General features: G+C 73.4%; 20 protein-coding genes, 1 tRNA gene and 1 pseudogene. 10 read left to right on the top strand and 12 right to left on the bottom strand.

What is annotated here, in order from left to right; all coding sequences use genetic code 11:
- Positions 1-104: 104 nt before the first annotated feature.
- Both ACZ6EM_RS06335 and ACZ6EM_RS06330 read right to left on the bottom strand, forming a co-directional pair.
- Positions 105-530 (bottom strand): YunG family protein, encoded by a 426-nt coding sequence (locus ACZ6EM_RS06335; protein ID WP_359897774.1) that lies wholly within the window; start codon positions 528-530, stop codon positions 105-107.
- 156 nt (positions 531-686) lie between these two features.
- A complete protein-coding gene (locus tag ACZ6EM_RS06330; RefSeq protein WP_401048307.1) occupies positions 687-1247 on the bottom strand; it encodes a GlcG/HbpS family heme-binding protein in 561 nt (186 codons plus the stop codon).
- A gap of 328 nt (positions 1248-1575) precedes the next feature.
- Between ACZ6EM_RS06330 and ACZ6EM_RS06325 the strand changes: the two genes are divergently transcribed.
- Positions 1576-2853, top strand: a complete 1278-nt coding sequence (locus tag ACZ6EM_RS06325; RefSeq protein WP_465771823.1) for a sensor histidine kinase — start codon at positions 1576-1578, stop codon at positions 2851-2853.
- Positions 2854-2933: 80 nt separating this feature from the next.
- Positions 2934-3581 (top strand): response regulator, encoded by a 648-nt coding sequence (locus ACZ6EM_RS06320; protein ID WP_401055080.1) that lies wholly within the window; start codon positions 2934-2936, stop codon positions 3579-3581.
- Between the two features lie 498 nt (positions 3582-4079).
- Here ACZ6EM_RS06320 and ACZ6EM_RS06315 read toward each other — a convergent pair whose 3' ends face one another.
- Complete coding sequence (locus tag ACZ6EM_RS06315) at positions 4080-4559, bottom strand: hypothetical protein (protein ID WP_401054501.1); 480 nt, start codon at positions 4557-4559, stop codon at positions 4080-4082.
- Between the two features lie 374 nt (positions 4560-4933).
- On the opposite strand from ACZ6EM_RS06315, the gene ACZ6EM_RS06310 reads away from it, so the two are divergent.
- Entirely contained in the window at positions 4934-5716 is a 783-nt protein-coding gene (locus tag ACZ6EM_RS06310; RefSeq protein ID WP_401054500.1) for an alpha/beta fold hydrolase, read from the top strand.
- Between the two features lie 261 nt (positions 5717-5977).
- Positions 5978-7096 carry a nucleotide disphospho-sugar-binding domain-containing protein gene (locus tag ACZ6EM_RS06305; protein WP_452179070.1) on the top strand — a complete coding sequence of 373 codons (1119 nt, stop codon included), beginning with the start codon at positions 5978-5980 and terminating at the stop codon, positions 7094-7096.
- Positions 7097-7409: 313 nt separating this feature from the next.
- Here the strand turns inward: ACZ6EM_RS06305 and ACZ6EM_RS06300 are convergent, their stop codons facing one another.
- Positions 7410-8009 carry a cysteine hydrolase family protein gene (locus tag ACZ6EM_RS06300; RefSeq protein ID WP_465771822.1) on the bottom strand — a complete coding sequence of 200 codons (600 nt, stop codon included), beginning with the start codon at positions 8007-8009 and terminating at the stop codon, positions 7410-7412.
- The gene (locus tag ACZ6EM_RS06295) at positions 8006-9295 is read right to left on the bottom strand and encodes an MFS transporter (protein WP_401054156.1); all 1290 of its coding nucleotides are present in this window, start codon (positions 9293-9295) and stop codon (positions 8006-8008) included. Before ACZ6EM_RS06295 ends, ACZ6EM_RS06300 begins: the two co-directional genes overlap by 4 nt.
- 145 nt (positions 9296-9440) lie before the next feature.
- On the opposite strand from ACZ6EM_RS06295, the gene ACZ6EM_RS06290 reads away from it, so the two are divergent.
- The 4 genes from ACZ6EM_RS06290 (at position 9441) to ACZ6EM_RS06275 (ending at position 12871) form a co-directional block, all read left to right on the top strand.
- Complete coding sequence (locus tag ACZ6EM_RS06290) at positions 9441-10376, top strand: LysR family transcriptional regulator (protein WP_465771821.1); 936 nt, start codon at positions 9441-9443, stop codon at positions 10374-10376.
- Positions 10377-10688: 312 nt separating this feature from the next.
- The gene (locus tag ACZ6EM_RS06285) at positions 10689-11894 is read left to right on the top strand and encodes a PP2C family protein-serine/threonine phosphatase (RefSeq protein ID WP_465771820.1); all 1206 of its coding nucleotides are present in this window, start codon (positions 10689-10691) and stop codon (positions 11892-11894) included.
- Between the two features lie 184 nt (positions 11895-12078).
- Positions 12079-12570 (top strand): DUF5994 family protein, encoded by a 492-nt coding sequence (locus tag ACZ6EM_RS06280; protein ID WP_401052321.1) that lies wholly within the window; start codon positions 12079-12081, stop codon positions 12568-12570.
- A gap of 55 nt (positions 12571-12625) precedes the next feature.
- Positions 12626-12871, top strand: a complete 246-nt coding sequence (locus ACZ6EM_RS06275; RefSeq protein WP_380549886.1) for a hypothetical protein — start codon at positions 12626-12628, stop codon at positions 12869-12871.
- A gap of 67 nt (positions 12872-12938) precedes the next feature.
- On the opposite strand, the gene ACZ6EM_RS06270 is transcribed toward ACZ6EM_RS06275, so the two are convergent.
- The 3 genes from ACZ6EM_RS06270 to ACZ6EM_RS06260 form a co-directional block, all read right to left on the bottom strand.
- Positions 12939-13541, bottom strand: coding sequence for a DUF5994 family protein (locus ACZ6EM_RS06270; protein WP_465771819.1), 603 nt, complete (start codon positions 13539-13541; stop codon positions 12939-12941).
- A gap of 209 nt (positions 13542-13750) precedes the next feature.
- Positions 13751-15019: an ATP-binding protein gene (locus ACZ6EM_RS06265; protein ID WP_452179074.1), complete on the bottom strand. Its 1269-nt coding sequence runs from the start codon at positions 15017-15019 to the stop codon at positions 13751-13753.
- Between the two features lie 341 nt (positions 15020-15360).
- Positions 15361-15434, bottom strand: a tRNA-Gly gene (locus ACZ6EM_RS06260).
- 276 nt (positions 15435-15710) lie between these two features.
- Here ACZ6EM_RS06260 and ACZ6EM_RS06255 point away from each other — a divergent pair.
- Positions 15711-15932 (top strand): hypothetical protein, encoded by a 222-nt coding sequence (locus ACZ6EM_RS06255; protein ID WP_380351225.1) that lies wholly within the window; start codon positions 15711-15713, stop codon positions 15930-15932.
- Positions 15933-16003: 71 nt separating this feature from the next.
- A complete protein-coding gene (gene dcd, locus ACZ6EM_RS06250) occupies positions 16004-16579 on the top strand; it encodes a dCTP deaminase (RefSeq protein ID WP_380548121.1) in 576 nt (191 codons plus the stop codon).
- 85 nt (positions 16580-16664) lie between these two features.
- Here dcd and ACZ6EM_RS06245 read toward each other — a convergent pair whose 3' ends face one another.
- The 4 genes and pseudogenes from ACZ6EM_RS06245 to ACZ6EM_RS06230 all read right to left on the bottom strand — a co-directional run bounded on the left by ACZ6EM_RS06245 (position 16665) and on the right by ACZ6EM_RS06230 (position 22609).
- Positions 16665-17555: an alanyl-tRNA editing protein gene (locus ACZ6EM_RS06245; protein ID WP_359897744.1), complete on the bottom strand. Its 891-nt coding sequence runs from the start codon at positions 17553-17555 to the stop codon at positions 16665-16667.
- A 153-nt stretch (positions 17556-17708) separates the two neighbouring features.
- Positions 17709-18728, bottom strand: coding sequence for a Yip1 family protein (locus tag ACZ6EM_RS06240; protein WP_465771818.1), 1020 nt, complete (start codon positions 18726-18728; stop codon positions 17709-17711).
- 250 nt (positions 18729-18978) lie between these two features.
- Positions 18979-20043: pseudogene (gene manB / locus ACZ6EM_RS06235) on the bottom strand (mannose-1-phosphate guanylyltransferase); the annotation flags it as partial.
- A gap of 340 nt (positions 20044-20383) precedes the next feature.
- A complete protein-coding gene (locus ACZ6EM_RS06230; RefSeq protein ID WP_401048558.1) occupies positions 20384-22609 on the bottom strand; it encodes a (Fe-S)-binding protein in 2226 nt (741 codons plus the stop codon).
- Between the last annotated feature and the right edge of the window lie 299 nt (positions 22610-22908).

Below are 22908 nucleotides of genomic sequence, written 5' to 3'. Positions count from 1 at the left end.
CCGCACTCCCGTCGCCGCACCTGCTCGTGCACGACCGACTGTACGTCAGAACGCCCGCGGGCCGACCGGTGAACCGGGCGGCGCACCGGCGGCCGGGCAGCGGCTCACGCGCAGGCGCGGGCCGGCATCCGGGTGCGGTCGTCGGCCGCCCCGCGCTCCAGTTCGGCGACCACCCGGCCGCGCAGCAGCTCGTACTGGGCCTGGAGCCGGCCGGGGCGGGCCGGCCGGGCCACCGGGCGGCCGGGGCCGACCAGTTCGTCCGGCCCGAACTGCTCACGGGTGAGGTCGATCTCGAAGCCGGTGGCGAAGCGGTTCCACCAGTGGAGGTCCGTCCGCACCCCGTCGACGTACACCTCGCCCATCATGAGCTCGCCGCCGAGCAGGTCGTGCACCACCATCGCCGTCACCCCGCACTGGCCGCGGGCGGGATTGTCGGGACGCCAGTGGGCCAGATCCTCGGGCGCACAGGTGTCGACACCCCAGGAGGAGCGGATCGCACGTTCGATGTCGTTGAGGGTCCACGCCGTCATACCGGGAAGCCTGCCACGCGCCACTGACAGTGGCACCGGCTTTTCGAAGGGTCATCCCGTGTTCTGCGGCGACCCTCCCGGTGTTCACCCGAACGAGACCATGACCCGGCCGCCGGCCCTCCCCTCGCGCGGGGCGGGCCGGCGGCCGGGCTCACGTCACTTCGCCAGCTCGGCGACGCCGGCCTGCGCGAACTGCTCGTCCAGGTCGCCGCTGGGCGCACCCGCGACGCCGACGGCCGCGATCGGAGCGCCCTTCGACTGGATCGGGGCACCGCCGGCCAGGAACAGGGTGCCCGGGATGTCCTTCAGGTTCGGGGCCTGGGCCAGCCGCTTGGCCAGCTCCGAGGTCGGGGCGTTCCAGGACACCGCGGTGAAGGCCTTGCGCTCGGCCGAGACCGGGGCCTGCGGGCCGGCGCCGTCACCCTTCAGCAGCACCCGGGTGACACCGTCGCGGTCGACGACCGCGACCGACACGTGCTGGCCGGCCCTGGTGGCCGCGTCCAGGGCGGCCTGGGCGGCGCGGGTGGCGGCGTCGATGGTCAGGCCGCTGCTCGCGGCCAGGTTCTTGTTCTGGGTGTCGGCCTTCGCCGCCACCGGGACGGCCGGGGTGTCGGTGGACTCGGCGCTGGCCGAGACGGCGCCCACGGTGGCGGCGGCGAGCGCGGCGGCGGCGACGGTGCCGGTCAGCACCCGGGTGCGCACGGAGGTCTTCTTCATGGTCCAGCTCCTCAGCGGATCTGCGGGGTGGGTGTGGCGGGGTGGGGTGGGGCGGGGTTCGGGGGCCGCCGGGCCGTTGGGGGGATCGCCCGGCGGCGTGCTTCGATCCTCCGCCCGGGGAAGGCGCCGCCACATCGACGGTCCGGCGCGGACGTCCGGGCATGATGGTGGACGCCGGGGTCAACCGATCGGCTGATGCGGCCCCGGGCCGGACGGGTCACCATCGAGGGATCGACGCAGGTCGGTGCGAGGCCGGACTGCGACGGTACGGGCCGGTGCAGGCCGGCGCAGGCCGCGCCCGCACCACCCGTTCAGCCAGGAGCCACCCGTGCAGCAGCCCCGTCCGACCGCCGGCCGCGGCGCTGCGGACCGCACCGGCACCGGCCGCCGGGACGCCCTCGGCACCGGCGACACCCTCGGCACCCGTGACACCGGCGACCCGGACGCGGGCCGGTTGGCACTGCTGCTGGACTCCGCCTTCCTGCTGCTGCTCGCCGCCTCGCTCAACCGCTACCTCACCCACCACTCCGGCACCGCGCAGGCGCCCTGGGTGATCGGGCTGAGCGCGGCCCTCGCGGTCGCCCGGCCGGCCGGGTCCTGGCTCGACCACCGCCGTCCGCCCGCCCCGGGCCGGCCCCGCCGGTGGCCGCTGGCCCTGGTGGTGGCCCTCTGGGTGGTGCTGGTGCTGCTCGCGCCGAGCTTCGCCTGGTGCGCCGTCCCGCTGATCTACAGCGTGCTGCGGGTACTGCCGGCGAGGGCGGCCATCCCGCTGGTCGGGGCGCTGACCCTGCTGGTGGTGATCGCCGAGATCCGGCTGCCCGGCGGCGCCGACGCCACGCTGGTCCTGCTGCCGCCCGCGGTGGCCGGGCTCGCCACCGGCGTCTTCCTCGTCATGGCCCGGCAGGCCGCCCGGCAGCGCGCGCTGATCGCCGATCTGGTCCGCACCCGGCGCGAACTCGCCGCCACCGAGCGGCGGGAGGGCACCCTGGCCGAGCGCGAGCGGCTGGCGATGGAGATCCACGACACCCTGGCGCAGGGCCTGTCCAGTCAGCAGATGCTGCTCCAGGCCGCCGAGCGCACCTGGGACACCCACCCGGCGACCGCCCGCACCCACGTCCGCACCGCCGCCGAGGTGGCGGCCCGGAACCTGGCCGAGGCCCGCCGCTTCGTCCACGACCTCGCCCCGGCGGAGCTGTCCGACGGCCGCACCCTCGACCGGGCACTGCGGTCGCTGGCCGAGCGGGAGTCCGCCGAGAGCGGGCTGCCGGTCCGCTTCCACCTGGACGGCACGCCGGTGCCGCTGCCCGCGGCCGCGCAGTCCGCGCTGCTGCGGATCGCCCAGGGCGCACTGGCCAACGTCCGCGAGCACGCCGGGGCTTCGGCCGCCGCGATCACGCTGTCCTTCCTCGGCGACCAGGCCGTGCTGGACATCGCCGACGACGGACAGGGCTTCGACCCGGACGCGGCCGGCCCCGGGGGCGGGCGCGGGTACGGCCTGCCGGCGATGCGGGCCCGGCTGCGGCAGCTGGGTGGCAGGCTGACCGTGGAGAGCACGCCCGGTGAGGGCACCGTCGTCTCCGCCGCGATCCCCCTGACGCAGCGATGAGTCGGAGCACCCGTGCACCCGGCGCGGCAACCGGCCCGGAACGCCGACGGGCCCGGCGCGGCCATGACCTTGGAGCAGAGATGAGCACGACTCCCGTCCGGACGACCCCGGTCCGCCTGCTGGTCTGCGACGACCACGCCGTGGTGCGGGCCGGGCTGCTGGCGTTGCTGGCGAGCGCCGGCGACATCGAGGTGGTCGGCGAGGCGAGTACCGGGGAGGAGGCCGTCGCGCTGGCCGCCCGGCTGGCGCCGCAGGTCGTGCTGATGGACCTCCAACTCGGCGACGGCATCGACGGGGTGGAGGCCACCCGGCGGATCACCGTCGCCCCGGGCGGACCGCACGTCCTGGTGCTCACCACCTACGACACGGACGCCGACATCACCCGGGCCATCGCCGCCGGCGCCACCGGCTACCTGCTGAAGGCCGAACGGCCGGAGGAGCTGTTCGCCGCCGTGCACGCGGCCGCGCGGGGCCGCACGGTGCTCTCGCCGCCGGTCGCCTCCAGGGTGATGGCGCAGATGCGGGCGCCCTCACCGCAGCTCACCGAACGCGAGCAGGACATCCTCGAACAGTTGGCGCAGGGGCTGGGCAACCGGGAGATCGCCCGGGCGCTGTTCATCAGCGAGGCCACGGTGAAGACGCACCTCGGCCGGATCTACGACAAGTTGGGCGTGGACACCCGGGCGGGCGCGGTGGCGGTGGCGAAGGAGCGCCGGCTGCTGCGCTGAGGCCGGACCCGCTCCCCGTTCCCCCGGCTGCGCTGGGCGCCCGCCCGGTGTCACTGCGTGCTGCCATGATGCTCGGAATGTCGGATTCCGAGCCGGTGCCCGCCCGTGAGCTCCACCGGCCCGGTGCGGGCGGCTCGGGCGCCGGCCGTCCCGGATCGGCCACAACTCCCTGGTCCGAGGCCTTTTCGGGTTCCGCTGAGGGCCTCGCCACAATGTGGATGTTTCGTGGATTTCGCTATTGACAAACCAACCACGCGGTTTGTTAGTTTGAGATCAACGACGTCCCCGGGGGTGGGGGCTCGCCGGGGCCTGTGCGGACCGCTCTCGCCGGAGGGTGTGGCCAGGGGGGAACGGCGGGTTTGCCCGGGGTGTCGGGGGGAGCGGCAGCGCCGAAGCCGCGCGACGAGGCGGCGTGGAGCGGGTCCGGGGGGACTCGCTCCACGCCTCCCCCGGTTCCCTTCCACCGACTCCTCCGGCCTCCCCGGCGCGTCCCGGCACCTACGCCAGGGCGCTCCAGTACGGACAGCGGACGTACGGCAGCGGCGGCGCGCAGTGGTCGACGCTCCCGGACAGCACCGGGCCCCGCTCCGAGCGGGCCACTCCCGGCGAACTCGCGGTCAGCCCGGCCTCGCCCGACTCGCCGAAGCGCAGTGCCAGCCGGTAGCCGTCCGGGGTGGTCGCGGCGACGCCCGGGCGCTCCTGGCCGGCGTTCAGCGAGGTGATCGTCCAGCCGCGCCGCCGCCAGTGCCGCTCCACCACGTCCGCCAGCACCGCCCGCCGGGGCAGCGAGACGACGGTGAGGAGGTCCCGGCCCCGGGTGACGTACCAGAGCAGCTCCGACTCGCGCCCCGGCAGCGGCAGCCGCGCCCCCGCCCGTGCGGGCGCCCCCTGCCAGACCGGCGCCGGACGGACCGCGTCCAGGGTGTCCTGGAGCAGCGTCTCGCAGTGCTCGGCGGCATCGAGTTGATCGACCGTCACCCCCGGCTCCGACCCCGGCCCGGACCCCGGCCGACGGACCGGCGCGACTCTCGCGCCTCCGGGGCCGCCGCCCGGACATCCGACGTTCAGCTCGGCACCACCTGACTGCACAGGGCCCTCCGTACTCCTCCCGGCGTTCAACCCGGGCAGGCATTCCGTCACTGCTTGGACGGCGGGCGGGTACGGGCAGTTCCCCTCCCGGCTCCATCCCTCACCGTTCCCACACCTCAAAGTGCACTGCACGGTGCAGTTGAATCACTGATCTGCACCGTGTAGTTTACTTCTCGTGCCGAGCCGCCGGGCCGAAACCGCCGTCCGGCCGCTTGCCGCACGTCTTCTGACCCACCGTCCGCCCCCTGTCGAGAGGACCCGCCATGCCCGTCATCACCGTCGGCACCGCCCGCATCCCCTACCGCGTCGTCGGCGACGGCCCCGACACCCTCGTCCTGGTGCACGGCACCGGCCCCGGCTCGGCCATGTGGGACGGCCTGCTGGACGCCTTCACCGACCGCTGCACCGTGCTGCTGCCCGACCTCTCCGGCAGCGAGGCCGCCGACGACGACGGCGCGCCGCTCACCCTGGAGGCGCTGGCCGCCCAGGTCGCCGCCGTGATCGAGGACGCCGGCCGCGGCCCCGCCGACGTCCTCGGCTTCTCGCTCGGCGCCGTCGTCGCCACCGCGACCGCCGCCCTGCACCCCGAGCGGGTCCGCCGGCTGATCGCCGCCGCCGGCTGGATCAGCGCGGACCAGGACGAGTACCTGCGGCTCTCCATGGCCACCTGGCTCTCGCTCGCCGACCACCCCGCCGCGTTCGGCGGCTACGCCACCCTCACCGCCTTCAGCCGCGGCTTCCTCGACCGGATCGGGCGCGCCGCCGTCCAGGCCAACACCGCCTACATGCAACCGACTCCGGGCACCCTGCGGCACATCGCCCTCAACCTCGGACTGGACCTCGGCCCGCTGCTCCCGCGCGTCCAGGCGCCCGCCCTGGTGATCGGCTGCACCCAGGACGCGACCGTCCCGGTGGAGAACGCCCGCCGGCTGCACACCGCCCTGCCCGGCAGCGCCTACGCCGAGTTCGACACCGGCCACATCGTGCTCGCCGAGGAGACCGAGGCGTTCACCGGCACCGTCCGGGACTTCCTCGCGGCCGCGTGACCGGCCGTCGCACGACCGACCGCCGCGCGACCGGCCGTCGTGCAACCGACCGCCGGGAGGGAGCGGGCGGCGGCGTACGGGAGGTCCGGCCGGCGGGCGCGCACGGCCCGGGCGACCGGCGCGCGGAGCACACCATTGCCCGAGAGGCAAGCCCTGCTCCAGAAAGGCCGATTACCGCGCATGGTGATCCTTATCGAATTGACTGAACGTCAACTTCAAAGGTGAGACTGCCTTGTCAGCGACATCCGCAAGGAGACCACCATGCGCATACTCTTCACCGGCCCCACCGCGGCCGGTCACCTCTACCCGATGGTGCCCACCGCCCAGGCGCTGCGCGCCGTCGGGCACGAGGTCCTGTTCGCCGTCGGACAGCCGGTCGAGCTGATCCGGTCCGCGGGCTTCCCCATCGTCCAGATCGGCGACGGCCGGAGCCTGCGGGAGATCATCGAGGAGGCTCTCGGCGGCAAGGTCGAGTACGTCAACCGAAACAGGACCCAGGACGAGATCCTCGACATGGCGGCCGCGATGTTCGCGCGCGCCTCCCGTCCCGACGTGGACGGTCTGCTGGCGGCCGCCACCGACTGGGGCGCCGACCTGATCGTCCACGACTCCTTCGCGGCCGCCGCCCCGCTGGTCGCCGCCCAGCTCAAGATCCCGTCGGTGGTGCAGAACTTCGGTGCCAGCCCCGGCGGTCCCATGACCGAGCTGGTGGCCTCGCACGTGTCCGACCTGTACGAGGAGCGCGGCCTGACCGGCCCGGGCATCGCCGCGGTGCTCAACGTCGGCCCGCTCGGCGGCGACCCGGACGGCCTGCCGATGCGCTACGTCCCGTACAACGGCGGCGGCATCGTCCCGGCCGAGTTCCTCCGCAAGGCCGACCGCCCGCGGGCGGTCGTCACCCTGGGCACCGTGCTCGCCGAACTCGACGGCGTCCGCGCGGTGGTCCGCCTGGTCGAGGCGGCGGCCGAGGTCGACGCCGACTTCCTGCTCGCGGTCGGCAGCGCCGACCTCGCCCCGCTCGGCACCCTGCCCGCCAACGTCCGCGGCCTGCCCTGGGTCCCGCTCAACGAACTGCTCGGCCGCGCCGACGCGCTGATCCACCACGGCGGCTCGGGCACCATGCTGACCGCCCTCCAGGCGGGCCTGCCCCAGCTGCTGCTCCCCCAGGGCGCGGACCACTTCCTCAACGCCGACGCCATCACCGCCACCGGCGCCGCCCTGAGCTCCACCTCCGACGCCGTCGACACCCCGCTGCTCACCCGCATCCTCACCGACGCCGCGCTGCGCGACGCCGCCCACCGCCTGCAGGCCGACAACGCCGCCCTGCCCACCCCGGCCACCCTGGTCCCCAGCCTGGAGGGCCTCGCCGCCCGCCGCTGATCCACTGATCCATTGCCGGCTCCGGCCCACCCGGACGGCGCACGACAGCCGCGGGCCGACCGGCCTGCGGCTGTCGGCCGTCTGCGGGCGCCTGTCGGTCGGCCGTCTGCGGGCGCCTGTCGGCGGGGCCGGGTCGCGCCGGGGCTCGACGCACACCCGCGCCGGCCGGCTCCACCCACCGGATACCAGCTGGCGGCGCCCCGGAACCAGATCGATCCCGGCCACTTCGACGCTCTGCCGCCCCACGAACACCGCACGCCGCACGCCGCACCGGGTGGGCGCGGCGGCCGGGGGCGGGACGGGTTCGTGGCCGTCAGTCGCCCCGGAGCAGGGCGCGCAGCCCGGCGGTGTCGACGACGTCGGCCCGGGAGGGGAGGACCCGGCGGAGCAGGACCTCGTGGACCTCCGGGTCCGGGTCGGCGACGCCGTCGGACAGGACGAGGAGCCGGTAGTCGCGGTCGGCCGCGTCGAGGACGGTGGACAGGACGGCGCCGCCGGTACCGACGCCGCAGACGACCAGCGTGGTGATGCCGCGCTCGCGCAACTGCCGGTCGAGGTCGGTGGTGGACAGGGCCCCGTAGCGGGTCTTGCGCACGAGGATGTCGCCGTCCCCGGGCGCCAGGTGCTCGTGGACGGCGGCGGCGGGGTCCTCGTGGTGCATGGCGCGGTGCCGGGCCAGCGGCGCGAAGGTGGCGTTGGCGGCCGGGACGGCGTCCCAGTCGGCCTCGGTGAAGCCGACGCGCACGTGGGCGATGGTGCCGCCCTCGGCGCGGACGTCGGCGATCGCCCCGGCCACCCGGCCGAGCAGGGCCTCGCGGTCCCCGTCCCCGGGCAGCGCGGCCAGGATCGCGGGCTGGCAGTCCAGGACGAGGAGGGCGGTGTGCGCGGGATCGAGTGCCCGGTCGGTGCTCATGCGGGTGTCCTCCGTACGGATGGTGCGGCCGGCGGGGTGTCCGGTACGGCGTCCGGCCGCGTCCGGTCGGGTCGGGGAAGCAGGAAGGGGGTGGCGAGGATGAGCAGTCCCGCGACCGTGAGGGCGGTGCGCGGGCCGGTGGCGTCGGCGAGCAGCCCGCCGAGCGCGGTGCAGACGGCGATGGACGCCTGCTGGCCGATCGACCAGGCCGACAGGGTGCGGGCGACGAGGTGCTTGGGCGTGCGTTCGAGCCGGTAGGTGGCGAGCACCGGGTTGAACAGGCTCATGTTGATGATGATCGCCAGCTCGACGGCCATCACGGTGACGAGCCCGACCACGCCGGGGCGGACGAAGGCCAGACCGATCAGCCAGACGGCCCGCAGGGTGCCGACGACCCGGAAGACCCGGTCCCGCCCGTGGCGCTCCACGACCCGCCGGGCCAGCCGGGAGCCGATCAGCCCGCCGAGGCAGGGGGCGGCGAAGGCGAGGCCGTACTCCCAAGGAGCGAAGTGGAGTTGGCGCAGGAGAAGGACGGCGAGCACCGGCTCGGTGGCCATGATCAGACCGGAGACGAGCATGTTGTTGAGGTAGAGCGCCCGCAGACCGGGGTCGCCCAGGATGTGTCGCCAGCCGTCGAGCACGGCGCCGGCCCGGAGCGGGCTCCCGCCGTTCCGGGCCGGGTTCCCGCCGGCCCGGACGGGCGGCTCCTCCCGGTCACGGATCGCGATGATGCCCAGCGCGGAGAGCAGGTAGCCGAGCGCGTCGGCCACCACGGTGGTGACCGGCCCGAACCAGCCGATCGCCGCCCCGCCGAGCGGCGGCCCGATCGCGATGGAGCTCCAATTCGTGGACTCGAAGCGCGCGTTGGCCACAAGCAGGTCCTCCGGCCGGACGAGCGCCTTGAGGTAGGCCCCGCTGGCCGCGCCGAACGCGATCTTGGCCGCGGCGATCACGATCGAGACCACGAGCAGCTGGACGAAGCCGAGCCACCCGAGGGCGTAGGCCACCGGGATCGTCGCCATGGCCGCGAACCGGATCAGGTCCGTCGCGATCATGACCGGCCGCTTGCGCCGGAACTCCACCCACGGCGCGAGCGGCACCGCGACCAGCGCACCCACCGCGGGCCCCACCGCGGACAGCGCGGACACCTCGGCGGGCCCGGCGTGCAGCACCAGGACGGCGATCAGCGGCAGTGCCCCGAACCCCAGTCCGGACCCGTACGCGCTCGCCGCGTACGCCGCCCACAGCCATCCGAACCGCCGGCCCAGTCGTTTCCCGCCCGTCATGCGCGATGCGCTCCCCTCGACGTCCCGACCCCGGCCGAACAAACCGGGGTTGACCGGTGAGAGCCAATCGGTCGCCACTACGGCAGGTCAAACAACCGATTCACCCACTCCGCACAACCTCTGGTTGTTCCCTAAGGTGGGTCGCGTGGACCTCGAAGCAGTACGCACCTTCGCCGCCATCGCGGAGGCCGGCCAGTTCCAGAAGGCCGCCGTCGACCTGTCCGTCACCCAGCAGGCCGTCTCCAAGCGCGTCGCCGCACTGGAGCGCGACCTCGGCGTGCGGCTGTTCACCCGCACCCCGCGCGGCGCCGAACTGACCATCGACGGGCAGGCGTTCCTTCCCCACGCCCGCGAGCTGCTGCGGGTCGCCGAGCGGGCGGTCGCGTCCGTGCGCGCCGGCCGCCGCCCGCTGCGGGTCGACGTGATCAACTCACGCGGCGCGGTCTCGGGCCTGATGCGCGGCTTCCACCGCAGCCACCCCGACATCGACCTCGACGTGCTGATGCTGTTCGACATCGACACCGCCGTCGCCGCCATCCGCTCCGGCACGATCGACGCGTCCTTCCGCGCCGTCGCCGCGCCCGGCAGGCCCCTGCCCGAGGACATCGAGTCCGTCCGGGTGCTCGACGAACCGCTCCAACTCCTCACCGGCCCCGACCACGCCCTCGCGGACGCCGGATCCGTGACCGTCGCCGAACTGGTCGGCCACCGGATCTGGATGCCCGGCATCGCCCCCGGCACCGAGTGGGGCGCCTACTACGCCGACCTGGTCGCCGAGTTCGGCCTCACCATCGAGGCCACCGGCCCCAACTTCGGCTCCGACGTGCTCCTCGACACCATCGCCGACACCCCGGCCCTGGCCACCTTCATGAGCGAGCGGACCCGCCTCGTCTGGCCCGCCGGCCACGGCCTGCGCCGCATCCCGGTGACCGACCCGACGCCCGTCTACCCCCACTCCCTCCTCTGGCACCGCGACAACCCCCACCCGGCGCTGCCCACGCTCCGCGCCCACCTCGCGGCCGCCCCCGCGGACCCCGCCGCCCCGGACACCTGGACCCCCGCCTGGGCCCTCCCCCGCTGACCGCCCGAACCGGCCCGGCCCACCCCGACCCGAACCGCCCGGCCAACGCGAAAGGGACAGAGCCGGACCAACCGAAACAGCGGCCACGGCGGGGCCGTGCTCCACCCCGCCCGGGATCCCCGCCGGCGGCCACCCGTGAGAGGGACGTGGCCGGAGGGCGCGATGCACCGCCGTCGGGCGTAATGGAAGGACCCGCCCCGGCGGACTGCACCGGGGTGCCGGGGTCGATCGAGCCGGTGTCGAGTGCCCGCGCGGGAGCAGAACGGCGGCGGGAGCAGGACGGCGGCGGGCAGGGATGAGCGGTGAACAGCGATGAGCGGTGAGCAGCTGTCCGGCGCGGCGCGACCGGACCGGCCGGAGGGGCACGGCGAACGCCTGCTGGGCACGCTGCTCGATCAGACCCATGAGCTGCCGCCCCAGCTGATCGCCCCGCTGGTCGCCGCCGCGGTGCGCGGGCTCGGCGGCCGCGACCCGGCGCTCCTGCTTCAGGACTACGGCCAGCTGGTGCTGGTGCCGTTGCCGGGGCGGGGGTTGGCCGCCGGGGAGCCGGTGCCGATCGACGGCTCCCCCGCGGGTGCGGCCTTCCTGCGCGGTGTCGCCGTCGAGGAGCCGCGGCCCGACGGGGTGCGGATGTACCTGCCGTTGCTGGACGGCGGCGACGAGGTGGGGGTTCTGGCCCTCACCCTGGACGCGGTCGACGAGGGCGACCGGCTTCCGCTGCGGCGCCTCGCCGCCCTGGTCGCCGATCTGCTGGTCACCAAGAGCGGCTACACCGACCGGATCTTCCAGGCCCGGCGCCTCGAACCGATGAGCGTGGCCGCGGAGATCCAGTGGTCGCTGCTGCCACCGCTGTCGCTGTCCGTTCCGCAGGTCGCCGTGGCCGGCATCCTCGAACCGGCCTACCAGGTGGCCGGGGACAGCTTCGACTACGCGCTCAACGACGGCCTCCTGCACGTCGCCACGATCGACGCGATGGGCCACGGGCTGGACGCCGCGACCATGGCGACCGTGGCCATCGGCGCGTACCGGCACGCCCGGCGCGCCGACATCGGACTCGCCGAGATCTACGCGTTCATGGACCGGGCCGTCGCCGAGCAGTTCGGGCCGGACCACTTCGTCACCGCGCAGATGATGCGCCTGGACACCGGGACCGGCCACCTGCAGTGGGTCAACGCCGGCCATCCCCAACCGCTGCTGATCCGCGACCACGTCGTCGTCGAGCGGCTGGAGAGCGAGACCACCCTGCCGGTCGGCTTCGGCGGTGAGGAGCCGGTGATCAGCGAGCGGGTGCTGCGGCACGGTGACCGGGTGCTGTGCTTCACCGACGGCCTGGTCGAGGAGCGCGAGGCCGGCGGGGAGCAGTTCGGGGAGGAACAGCTCATCGACTGGGTCAACCTCGTCGAGCGCTCGCAGGACGGGGTGCGGGCCGTGGTGCGCGCGCTCTCCCACGTCCTGAAGGAGAAGCGGGGCGGGCGGACGAGCGACGACGCGACCCTGTTCCTGATCGAGTGGCGCTGAGCGGGCCGCCCCCACCACGGCTCTCGTGACCACGGCTCTCACGACCACGGCTCTCACGACCGGCCGGGCCGACCCGGTGCGGGCGGAGTACCGTGGGATGTCGGAGCGGCCCGTGCCGCCGCTCCCCCGAGGGCCGCCCCTCGCTCGGTGGGGTCGGGCCGCGTCCGCGGATAGGTGGCGAGCCATGTCGGACGAAGCCGGTGCCGCGTTCCCGGGCCTTCTGCCGGACCGGTTCCGGCAGGCCGCGCGGCCGGGGACGGTCCTGTTGCGCCTGGAGACCACACAGTCGCGCGAAGGCCTGCTCGACGGCGCGTGGTGGCCGCGTTCACGAGACGTCGGCGCCGAACTCCCTGGCCTGGTCAGGGCGTTGACCGAACACCTCGGCCCGGTGGCGAGGGTCGGGCTGGACACGGCAGCCTGGGACGACGTACCGGCCCGGCTGGTCGTCGACGGCCGGTCGGTGCACATCGACCGGTTCCCCGTCGGCGACGACACGGTGATCGTCACACGGGGCGACCACGATCACTTCAGCCTGCTGGTCGTCCCCCCGCAGGCGAGCCAGGAGGCGGCGCTCGCCGCGATGGCCCGCGCGGTCAAGGCCGGCGGAAGCGACTCGGCTCGGCAGATCCTCGTCGCCACCGGCATCGACTCCGAGCCACCGGGCGAGGCGTCCTGAGGGACGGTCCCGCGGGCCCGGCTCCTCGGACAGACAGGAAAGGCGGGACGGGGAGATGTCCGTCTACGTGAAGCTCTCGGCCGACGCCCGGGCACCGGCGGAGCCGTCGAAGGGGCCGTTGGACATGCAGTACGAGGACGGTGCGGACGGCGTCACCTTCGAGTACGACCTGCATCCGAGTGGTGCGCTGCGCGTCCTGCGGGTCTTCGAGGACACGCCGTACCGGATCGAGGTCTGCTTCGGCCCCGGGGCGTGGCTCCAGGTCGTGGGCAGCTACCTGCGGAAAGGCGCCGAGTACTGACGGCGATCCGCGTCGGCCCCCTCCGCCGTGCGGTTCCGGCGCAGAGGGACGGGGGCGAAGGCCGGTGCTACGACCGGTACGACGACGCCGAGGACGCGGGTACCGGCCAGGAGGCGGCCCTGTTCCGGGCGACATCCGCCCGCCTGCCGGCCTCACCGGCACCGCCGGAGGGAGCGGGGGCCGACGGCAGGAAGTCGGAACGGGGCTGCCGCTCTGCCGCTCCACCGCCCGTCTCCGCGGCGATCAGGTCGCTCGCGATCCGGATGTCGGCCGGGTCGGCCGCCTCCGACATCAGCCGGGCGGCATCGACGGAATCCGTCTCCGGCGGGACGACCAGCAGGTTCAGCCGGCGCGGGGCGTACGAGAACACCGCGACCGTGTGCTCGTCCTGCTCGGTGGTGAACCAGCCCGCGTGGACGATGTGCCCGGTGACCGGGATGCGCCGGGGGATGACGGGCCACTGCGCGGGGTTCACGGTGATCCGGGTGATCCGGCCCCACCGCTCGTCGATTTCGGCGGCCAGGGCGGGGAGTTCGAGAAGAAGATCACGCGAGCGGGGCCACCAGGCTCCGTCGAGTCGGCCGGACCGCGCACCACGAGGTGCCAGGGAGAGCCGCACGGTGGGTTCCAGGGCGCGAGGCGTCGTCGCACGATCGAGCGTCGTGGCCATGATCAAGGACCTGCCTCCGGGCCCGGCCCGCGGGGCCGGGTCCGGCATTGCCGTTCGCCGGAGACGACGCCAGTATCCGGGTGCCGGCATGCGAAGTGCCTTCGGTACTGTCCAGGTTACTCTCGGTCCACTCCGAACCCTGCATGTCGCGGTGGGTTCCCACCCGACGCCTGCGGTAGGACACCGGAGTACGACGGGGCGGCGGCCCCTCAGACGCGCCCGTAGCGGACCGCCTGGTCGGCGAACTCCCGGGCCATCTCCTCGGAAACGGTCGGACGGGTGCGGTGGATCGCGTCCAGATAGACCTGGGTGCTGGGCTGGGTCCGCTCCCCCGTGTCGAGCGTGCGCTCGAACGTGCTCTGGGCGACCGCCATGGCGACCTGCCGGATGTCGGCGGGAGTGAAGCCCTCGCTGGCTTCCGCGAGGACCGCCGTGTCCGCGGCGGTACCTGTTTTCGCGGTGTAGCCGGCCCACAGCGCGTCGCGGGCCGCGGCGTCGGGTGGCCCGACCGGCAGGACGTAGTCGAACCGGCCGTGGCGCAGGAACGCCGGGTCCAGCGCGGCCACCGAGTTGGTGGCGCAGACGAGGAGCCGGCCGTCGCGGTCACGGAACCGCACGATCGACTTGAGGAGTTCGTTGACCACGCCGACCGACGCGGGGGCGGCGAGGCTGCGTGTCCCGGCGACCTCTTCGACCTCGTCGATGAAGAGCAGCACATGGTCGAGCTGCACCACCTCTTCGAAGCGGCGGCCGAGTCCGGTGGCCAGCCCGTCCTCGGAGACGAGCCGGGAGGGGAAGATCTCGATGAACGGCCAGCCGAGCCGGCCGGCCACGGCCTTGGCGAACGTGCTCTTGCCCGTGCCCGGCGGGCCGAACAGCACGACCGCGCGCGGCGGTTCCACTCCGTGGGCGTCCGCCAGCTCGGGGTTCGCCAGGGGCAGCACCAGTCGCCGTTCGATGAGCCGCTTCTCGTCGGCCATGCCCGTGAGCCGCTCCCAGAGACGGGCTTCGGGCATGACCGCGCCCAGCATCGCCAGGACCGTCGCGCCCTGGGCGCTGACGGCCTCCGACTTCTCGAAGTACGTGAGCCCCCGGTGGGGTTGGAATCCGGAGTTGACCAGTGCGGTGGCGCCGGTCTCCTCATCGGGCAGCAACGCCGCGACGATCCTGGCGCCGGCGTCCCGCAGACGGTGCTCCAGCGCGGACAGCAGGGCGGTGCCCATGCCCAGGTTCCGCCAGGCGGGGTGCAGGGCGATGCGCAGCACCCATGCCCGGTCCCCGTCCACCCGGCCCACCGCCGCGCCCACCAGATGCCCGTCCGCGACCGCGACGACGCTCGGATTCCGTGCCTGCAACGCGGCGACCACGTCGGAGAGACGGAAGGCGGCGGCGCGATCCGTGGTGGCGCTCTCGGCGTCGAGCCGGACCATCGCTTCGAGGTCGTCCGGAGTGAAGTCCCGGACATGCCATACAGCCATACGCCGCTCTCGCATACGCCGCTCTCGAACGTCGCGCGCCCCTGGACTTCCATCATCGGTCGACTCCGGCCCGGTCGCTCGCCAGGGCGGACGACCACGGCCGGTGCGCACCGAGGCGGGCGCCGCCCGGCTCCGGACATGACCGCCCGGACACGCTCGACCCGGAACGCTCCGTCGATCGCCACGGTGATCACCCGGAGCCACGACGAACGTCAACTCCCGTGCATGGCACATGCGTTCGCAGCCATGAAGCCAGCTCCCCCGCGGCCCCCAGGGCGGCCCCGCCATGCCCGGCCCGGACAACGCGAAAGGCCCAGGTCGCTGACCTGGGCCTTTACTGCTGGAGCGGGCGACGAGAATCGAACTCGCGCTCTAAGCTTGGGAAGCTCATGTTCTACCATTAAACTACGCCCGCCTGATGAGCCGTCAGAGACCGCTCGATCCAGTGTCACTGTACCCCATCTGCGACGGTGGTTGCACAGGGGGTCGGTGAACGTGGCGGAGCACGGTGGGGCGGGTGCGGGGGCGTACTGTTTGGGCCGCGTGCGAGTGCCCCGGTGGGTGGGGGCCGGGGCGGCGAGCCATGGTGAGGAATGTCCGGAACATCCCTTCGTGTGACGCTGTCCCGGGGCTCGGCCGCCGGGGCACGTGAGTACGGGTGAGTACTGGGTTAGGGATGGGAAGGGGATCGATGGAGCAGCGCGCCGTCGTTCGTTGTGCCGAGGGGCACCTGTTCAGCACCACCACGTTCCCGATGCAGAACCTCGGTCCGGGCCGGATCGGCCCCGGGCGGTTGATCCGATGTCCGCAGTGCGGACGGCTGCGGAGTTCGGTGCTGGCCGACGTGCGGGAGCTGTCGGAGCCGCAACTGGCGCGGGCGATGCGGCTGGAGGCCGCGGAGTTCCTGGCCTGAGGGCCGGCGGAAGGGCGGACGGGCCCCGGGCGGATTCGTCCGGGGCCCTTTCTTGCACGTAACCTCGAAGCGTGCTGCTCTCTGACAAGGACATCCGGACCGAAATCGACCGGGGCCGGGTCGTCGTCGACCCGTTCGACCCGTCGATGATCCAGCCGTCGAGTATCGACGTGCGCCTCGACCGCTTCTTCCGCGTGTTCGAGAACCACAAGTACCCGCACATCGACCCCTCGGAGGAGCAGCCGGACCTGACCCGGCTGGTCGAGCCGGAGGGCGACGAGGCGTTCATCCTGCACCCCGGCGAGTTCGTGCTGGCCTCGACGTACGAGGTCATCACGCTGCCCGACGACGTCGCGTCCCGGCTGGAGGGCAAGTCGAGCCTGGGCCGGCTGGGCCTGCTCACCCACTCCACGGCCGGCTTCATCGACCCCGGCTTCAGCGGCCACGTGACGCTGGAGCTGTCGAACGTCGCGACGCTGCCGATCAAGCTGTACCCGGGCATGAAGATCGGGCAGCTGTGCCTGTTCCGGCTCTCCTCGCCCTCGGAGCACCCGTACGGCTCGGAGCGCTACGGCTCGCGCTACCAGGGCCAGCGCGGCCCGACGCCGTCGCGCTCGTACCTGAACTTCCACCACACCAAGGTCTGAGCCGAAGGGCTCCGCAGAGCGCACGCACGACGGGCGGCCACCCCCTTCCGAGGTCGGAAGGAGGGGTGGCCGCCCGCGGCGTTCCTCAGGCCCGCTTCGGGCTGGTGACGGCGACCAGTTCGGTGCCGTCCTCGGACAGCCGCAGCTCGGTGCGCAGCTCGGCCAGCTCGCCGAGGTGGTGCAGGTGGGTGCCGCCGCAGAAGATCTGCGCGCCGCCCTCGGGCAGCTCGCAGTGCCACTGGCGGCGGGCGGTCAGCTCGGGGCCGGGCACCTCGATGCGGACCGGGGCGTCCGCGGCGACCCAGGCGGCCAGCCGGGCGTTGACGGCCTCGGTGAGGGCCGGCAGGGCGTCGGCGAGGGCCGGGAACTCCTCGGTGGCGTCCACCGTGAAGCCCTTCTTCTTCAGCGACTTGCCGAGCCGGTAGGTGTCGGTGCTGGCCGCGGTGTCCATCACCGAGCTCGCCATGGCGAGGCTGTCGAAGTCCGGGTGGCCGAAGGCGTCCGAGCGGCCCGGGTCCTTGCGCCAGCGCGGGGCGAGCGCGGCGTTCAGGGCGAGGGCGAGCAGGTGGCAGCCGCTGTGCGAGGCACTGAGGGCGCCCCGGCGGTCGGCGTCGACGGCGAGCGCGGCGGTGCGGCCGACGATGTCGCCGGGGTCGCCGTCGAGGACGTGCAGGACCAGCCAGGACCACTCCTCGTCACCGCGCCGGACCGGGATGTCGGCGCCGACCAGCAGCTCCCCACCGTCCGGGCCGACGGCGCCGGTCAGGCAGTCGACGACGGCCAGCCCGGTGCCGTCCACGGTCAGGGTGCCGAGGTCGGCCGGCTGGTCCGGCCAGGTGTGGTCGAGCGGGTGGAACGGGGTCGCCTCGGTGACGACGGCGTACCGGCCGTCGGCCAGCGGGTGCACCGCGAGCACCGGGGACTCGCCGGTCACCGCCCCGGCCGGGAAGCTGACGTGGGTGGTGGGGAGGGTCATTCCTGGCTCCGGTGAAGGTGGGACGACGAGGGTGGGCGGGCCCGGCGCTCGGCCGCGACCCGCCCCCATTCTGCCTTCCGCCCGCCGAAGGGTTCCGCCCACCGAAGCCCGCCGGAGCCGTCCGCCCGCCGAAACCCTCGGCCCGCCGGGCGCTCAGCCCAGCGTCGGCAGCTTGATCAGCACCAGCAGCGCGACCAGCTGTACCGCCGAGGCGGCCGCGGCCTTGCCCCAGGGCAGGTCGTGCAGCCGCCGGACCATGCTGGTCAGCAGGTACGCGCAGAGCATCCAGGTGACCCAGCCGACGACCTGGACGACGGCGCTGCCGGAGGGCAGCACCAGGTCGAGCAGCAGCCGGGGCGCGTCGGTGAGCCAGCCGATCAGCGCGGCCAGGCCGACGGTCGCCTTCCACGGGCCGTCGCCGCCGAGCTGGCGGGCCAGCGCGTAGGTGACTCCGCCGAAGAGCGCCCCGGTCACGGTGAAGCCGATGGCGGCGGCGAGGATGCCGGTCAGCGCCACGGTGAAGGTCGAGTTGACGATGTCGTCGTGGGTCAGCCCGATGCCGAGCACCGCGAGCGCGCCGTACAGCAGCGAGACGGTGAGGGCGGGCAGCCAGACCTGGTGGTCGCGGGTGCGGTCGAAGATGGCGGTCGGGGCGCGGAACAGGCCGGTGAACAGCTCGCGCCAGTGCGGCCGGGGCCCGGCGACATGCGGAGCGGACTGGCCGCCGGCCCGGTAGACGGCGACGTTGTCCTGGCCGTACGGCTGCTGGTCGTACCCCTGGTCGGGCCCGTACCCCTGGTCGGGCCCGTACCCGTGGTCCGGCCCGTACCCGTGGTCGGGGCCGTAGCCCTGGTCCGGTCCGTAGCCCTGCGCGGGCCCGTACGGCGGCTGCTGCGCGTACGGGCCGCCGTCCGCGTACGGGTCGCCGGTCGGGAAGGCCCGGGTGCTGCCGGGCCGGTCCGCCGCGTACGGGTCGTACCCGTCCCCCGCCGGGTGCCCCGGACCGCCGGGCGGGCCGGCCGGACCGCCGGGCGTCGCCGCGTGCGGGGCCGTGAAGTACTCCGGCCCGTCCGTCCCCCCGTGCCCCCCGGGCACCGACGGCGGCGAAGGGGCCGACCACCCGCCGTGCGGACGGTCGGCGCCCTGACCGCTGTCGTATCGATTACCAGCCACGGTCCGAAGGTACCCGCCCGGCCCGGCCCGCGTCGGCCCCGGACGGAGCCGGGGCCGGTTTGCAGCGAGGCTGAGACGAACGGGGCCGAAACCCGCCGGAACGACCCCCGGGAGCCCAACAGCCCAACAGCCCGGCACCCCGGGAGCCCGGCAGTCCCCGGAGGCGCTACCGCTGCGCGCCGACCGACGGCCCGTGCACCGCCGCGGCCGCGCTGGTGCCGGCCGGGCAGCCGCCCGGCCCGGCCGTGGTGCGGACGGCGCCGACCGGCAGCAGGGTGCCGCAGGCGATCCGGATGCCGTTGGGCAGCTCGTTGTCCGACTCCACGATCGCGCCGTCGCCGATCACCGCGCCGTCCAGCGCCGAGCGGTCGCCGACGGTGGCGAAGGCGCCCACGATCGAGTCCTTGACCAGGGTGTCCGGGCCGATCACCGCGCCCGGCAGGATCACGCTGCCCTCGACGATCGCGCCGGCCTCGACCACCGCGTCCTCGGAGACCACGGTGCCGCCGCTGAGCACCGCGCCCGGGTGGACGGTGGCGCCGGGCAGCAGCAGGGCGTCGCCGGTCGGGCCGGGGACGGCCGGGGAGTCGACCTTGCCGAGCACCAGGTCGGCCGAGCCGCGGACGAAGGCCGCCGGGGTGCCCAGGTCCAGCCAGTACGAGGTGTCGACGACGCCGCGCAGCAGTGCGCCGGTGGCCAGCAGCTCGGGGAAGGTCTCGCGCTCGACGGACACCTCGCGGCCGGCCGGGATGCGGTCGATCACGGACCGGGTGAAGACGTAGCAGCCGGCGTTGATCTGGTCGGTGACGATCTGCTCGGGGGTCTCCGGCTTCTCCAGGAACTCCAGCACCCGCCCGTCCTCGTCGGTCGGGACGAGGCCGAAGGCGCGCGGGTCCTCGACCCGGGTCAGGTGCAGGGTGACGTCGGCCCCGGCGGCCACGTGGCCGTCGCGCAGGGCGGCGATGTCGACACCGGAGAGGATGTCGCCGTTGAAGACCAGGACCGGTTCGTCCGGGCCGCAGGTCAGCCCGGACGCGGCGTTGCGGATGGCCCCGCCGGTGCCCAGCGGCTCGCGCTCGGTCAGGTAGACCAGCTCGATGCCGTACGGGGTGCCGTCCTGGAAGTGGTCCTCGAACACCTCGGCCAGGTACGACGTGGCCAGCACGACGCGGGTGACGCCGGCGGCGGCCGCGCGGGCCAACTGGTGCGCGATGAACGGGACGCCTGCCACCGGCAGCATCGGCTTGGGGGTGTGGGTGGTCAGCGGACGCAGTCGCGTGCCCTTACCACCGACCAGCATGATCGCCTCGGTCATGGTCTGCGCTGTTCCCCTTGTGTCTCTGCGGCCCGGCCCGGCGGGCCGACACCTCGTCGTCGGTCTGGACCCGGCCGTCCGGCCGGCGCGGGTCGCCACCCGTCCGGGGCTTCCGTCCGGAACGGGTCGACCGGAACGAAGCCGGTCCGGGCCTACTGTATTTGCTTCCGACCGAATGCCCGTCCGGCGCCTGTGCGATTGCCGTCACTCCCCGTACGCCCGCCGTACCGGCGCGCGCCGTCGGGCCGCCCAAAAGCCCGGCCCGGCGGGCGCGTTCGAAGCGTCCACCGGGCCGGGCGGTTGTAGCAGAACTGTCGAACAGCGGGCTCTGCGACGGGCGTTACGCGTCCACCGTCGCGGGCTGCTCCTCGCTCCCGGCCGGCGGGAGGGCCTTCACCGAGTCGAGCAGCAGCTGGGCCACGTCGACCACCTTCAGGTGCTCCTTGGCCGCGCCCTCGTTCTTCTTGCCGTTGACCGAGTCGGAGAGCATCACCAGGCAGAACGGGCAGGCGGTGGAGACGATGTCGGGGTTGAGCGACAGCGCCTCGTCCACGCGCTCGGTGTTGATCCGCTTGCCGATGCGCTCCTCCATCCACATCCGGGCACCGCCGGCGCCGCAGCAGAAGCCGCGCTCCTTGTGCCGGTGCATCTCCTGCTGGCGCAGGCCGGGGACCTTGTCCATGATCTCGCGCGGCGGGCTGTAGACCTTGTTGTGGCGGCCCAGGTAGCAGGGGTCGTGGTAGGTGATCAGGCCCTCGACCGGGTTGACCGGGATCAGCTTGCCCTCGTCGATGAGGTGCTGGAGCAGCTGGGTGTGGTGGATGACCTCGAAGTGGCCGCCCAGCTGCGGGTACTCGTTGGCGATGGTGTTGAAGCAGTGCGGGCAGGTGGCGACGATCCGCTTGACCGGGGCGTCCTCCAGGGCCGCGTTCAGCGTCTCCACGTTCTGCGCGCCGAGCATCTGGAACAGGAACTCGTTGCCCAGGCGGCGGGCGGAGTCACCGGTGCAGGACTCCTCCTTGCCGAGGATCGCGAACTTCACGCCCGCGGTGTGCAGCAGCTCCGCGAAGGCCTTGGTGGTCTTCTTGGCGCGGTCCTCCAGGGCGCCGGCGCAGCCGACCCAGTAGAGGTACTCGACCTCGGCGGGGTCGATGTCCTCACCGATCACCGGCACCTCGATGCCGGTCTCCTTCTTGAGCTCCTTGACCCAGTCCAGGCGGGCCTTGGTGGCCATGCCCCACGGGTTGCCCTTGTTCTCCAGGTTCTTGAGCATCGTCCCGGCCTCGGTCGGGAACGAGGACTCGATCATCACCTGGTAGCGGCGCATGTCGACGATGTGGTCGATGTGCTCGATGTCCACCGGGCACTGCTCGACGCAGGCGCCGCAGGTGGTGCAGGACCACAGCACGTCCGGGTCGATGACGCCGTTCTCCTCGGCGGTGCCGATCAGCGGGCGCCCGGCCTCGGCCAGGGCGGCCGCCGGGACGTCCTTGAGCTGCTCGGAGGTGGCCTTCTCCTCGCCCTCCATGTCCTTGCCGCCGCCGGCCAGCAGGTACGGCGCCTTGCCGTAGGCGTGCTCGCGCAGGCTCATGATCAGCAACTTCGGCGAGAGCGGCTTGCCGGTGTTCCAGGCCGGGCACTGCGACTGGCAGCGGCCGCACTCGGTGCAGGTGGAGAAGTCGAGGATGCCCTTCCAGGAGAAGTGCTCGACCTGGGAGACGCCGAAGACGGCGTCCTCGGCCGGGTCCTCGAAGTCGATCGGCTGACCGTCGCTGGTCATCGGACGGAGGGCGCCGAGCGCGGTGCCGCCGTCCTCCTCGCGCTTGAAGTAGATGTTGAAGAAGCCGAGGAAGCGGTGCCAGGCCACGCCCATCGAGGGGTTGAGGCCGATGGTGGTCGCCCACGCGAACGAGATGGAGATCTTCAGCATCGCGAACAGGTAGATCAGGTTCTCCAGCGTGCCGTGCGACAGGCCGCTCAGCGCGGAGACCAGCGGGTACGAGACCAGGTGCTCCGGCCCGTACGAGTCGACGCCGTTGAGGGCGCCCTCCAGGCCGCGCAGCATCAGGATGCACAGGCCGATGCCGAGGATCGTGTACTCGACGTAGAAGGCCTGCCAGGCGATCGAGCCGGCGAACCGGGACTTGCGGCCCGACCGGGACGGCAGGCTCATCAGCCGGATCACGATCAGGACCAGGATGCCCAGGGTGGTCAGGGTGCCGACCAGCTCGACGAAGAGCTGCCAGATCATCCAGTGGCCGATGATCGGCAGCGCGAAGTCGGCGTCGAAGAGCTGGCCGAAGGCGTTGACGATGGTCAGCACCAGGCTGAAGAAGCCCACCGCGACGAACCAGTGGGCGATCCCGACGATCCCCCAGCGGTTCATCCTGGTGTGGCCGACGAACTCGGTCGCGACGGTCTTCACCCGCTGGGCGGGCTGCCCGAAGCGGGTGGGGTCCGGCGCGCCGGTGCGGACCACCTTGTAGATGTACAACGCCGCACGGGCGGCGAGCGCGGTGCCGATCACGAATGTGACCAGCGAGATGACGATCGCTGCTAGCTGCATCGGCTCTCCGTCTCCTGCGGCTTTGCGGTTGAGCAGGCTCTGCGGTTCCACGTTCTTCGGGAACCGAGTGTACTGGTCGGTAACTTGCCGGGCCGACGGCCCGGACATTACCGGTGGACAACGGTTCTCCAGAAGATTCCCAAGCTATGGCGGCAGTCACGTGGGCGCACCCCCGCCACGGCGCGGCGGGACACTCCGGCGGCGGGCGCCCACCGATCCGCTCAGCAAAGTTGAGCGAGCCGCACTCATACCTGTTGACGCCGCCCACCGAGTCATGCATCCTTGAGCCCGTAAAGCTC

Source organism: Kitasatospora sp. NPDC041917, from assembly GCF_055589745.1.
Note: the sequence above shows the minus strand (reverse complement) of the source record. Positions and strands in the feature narration are given on the sequence as shown.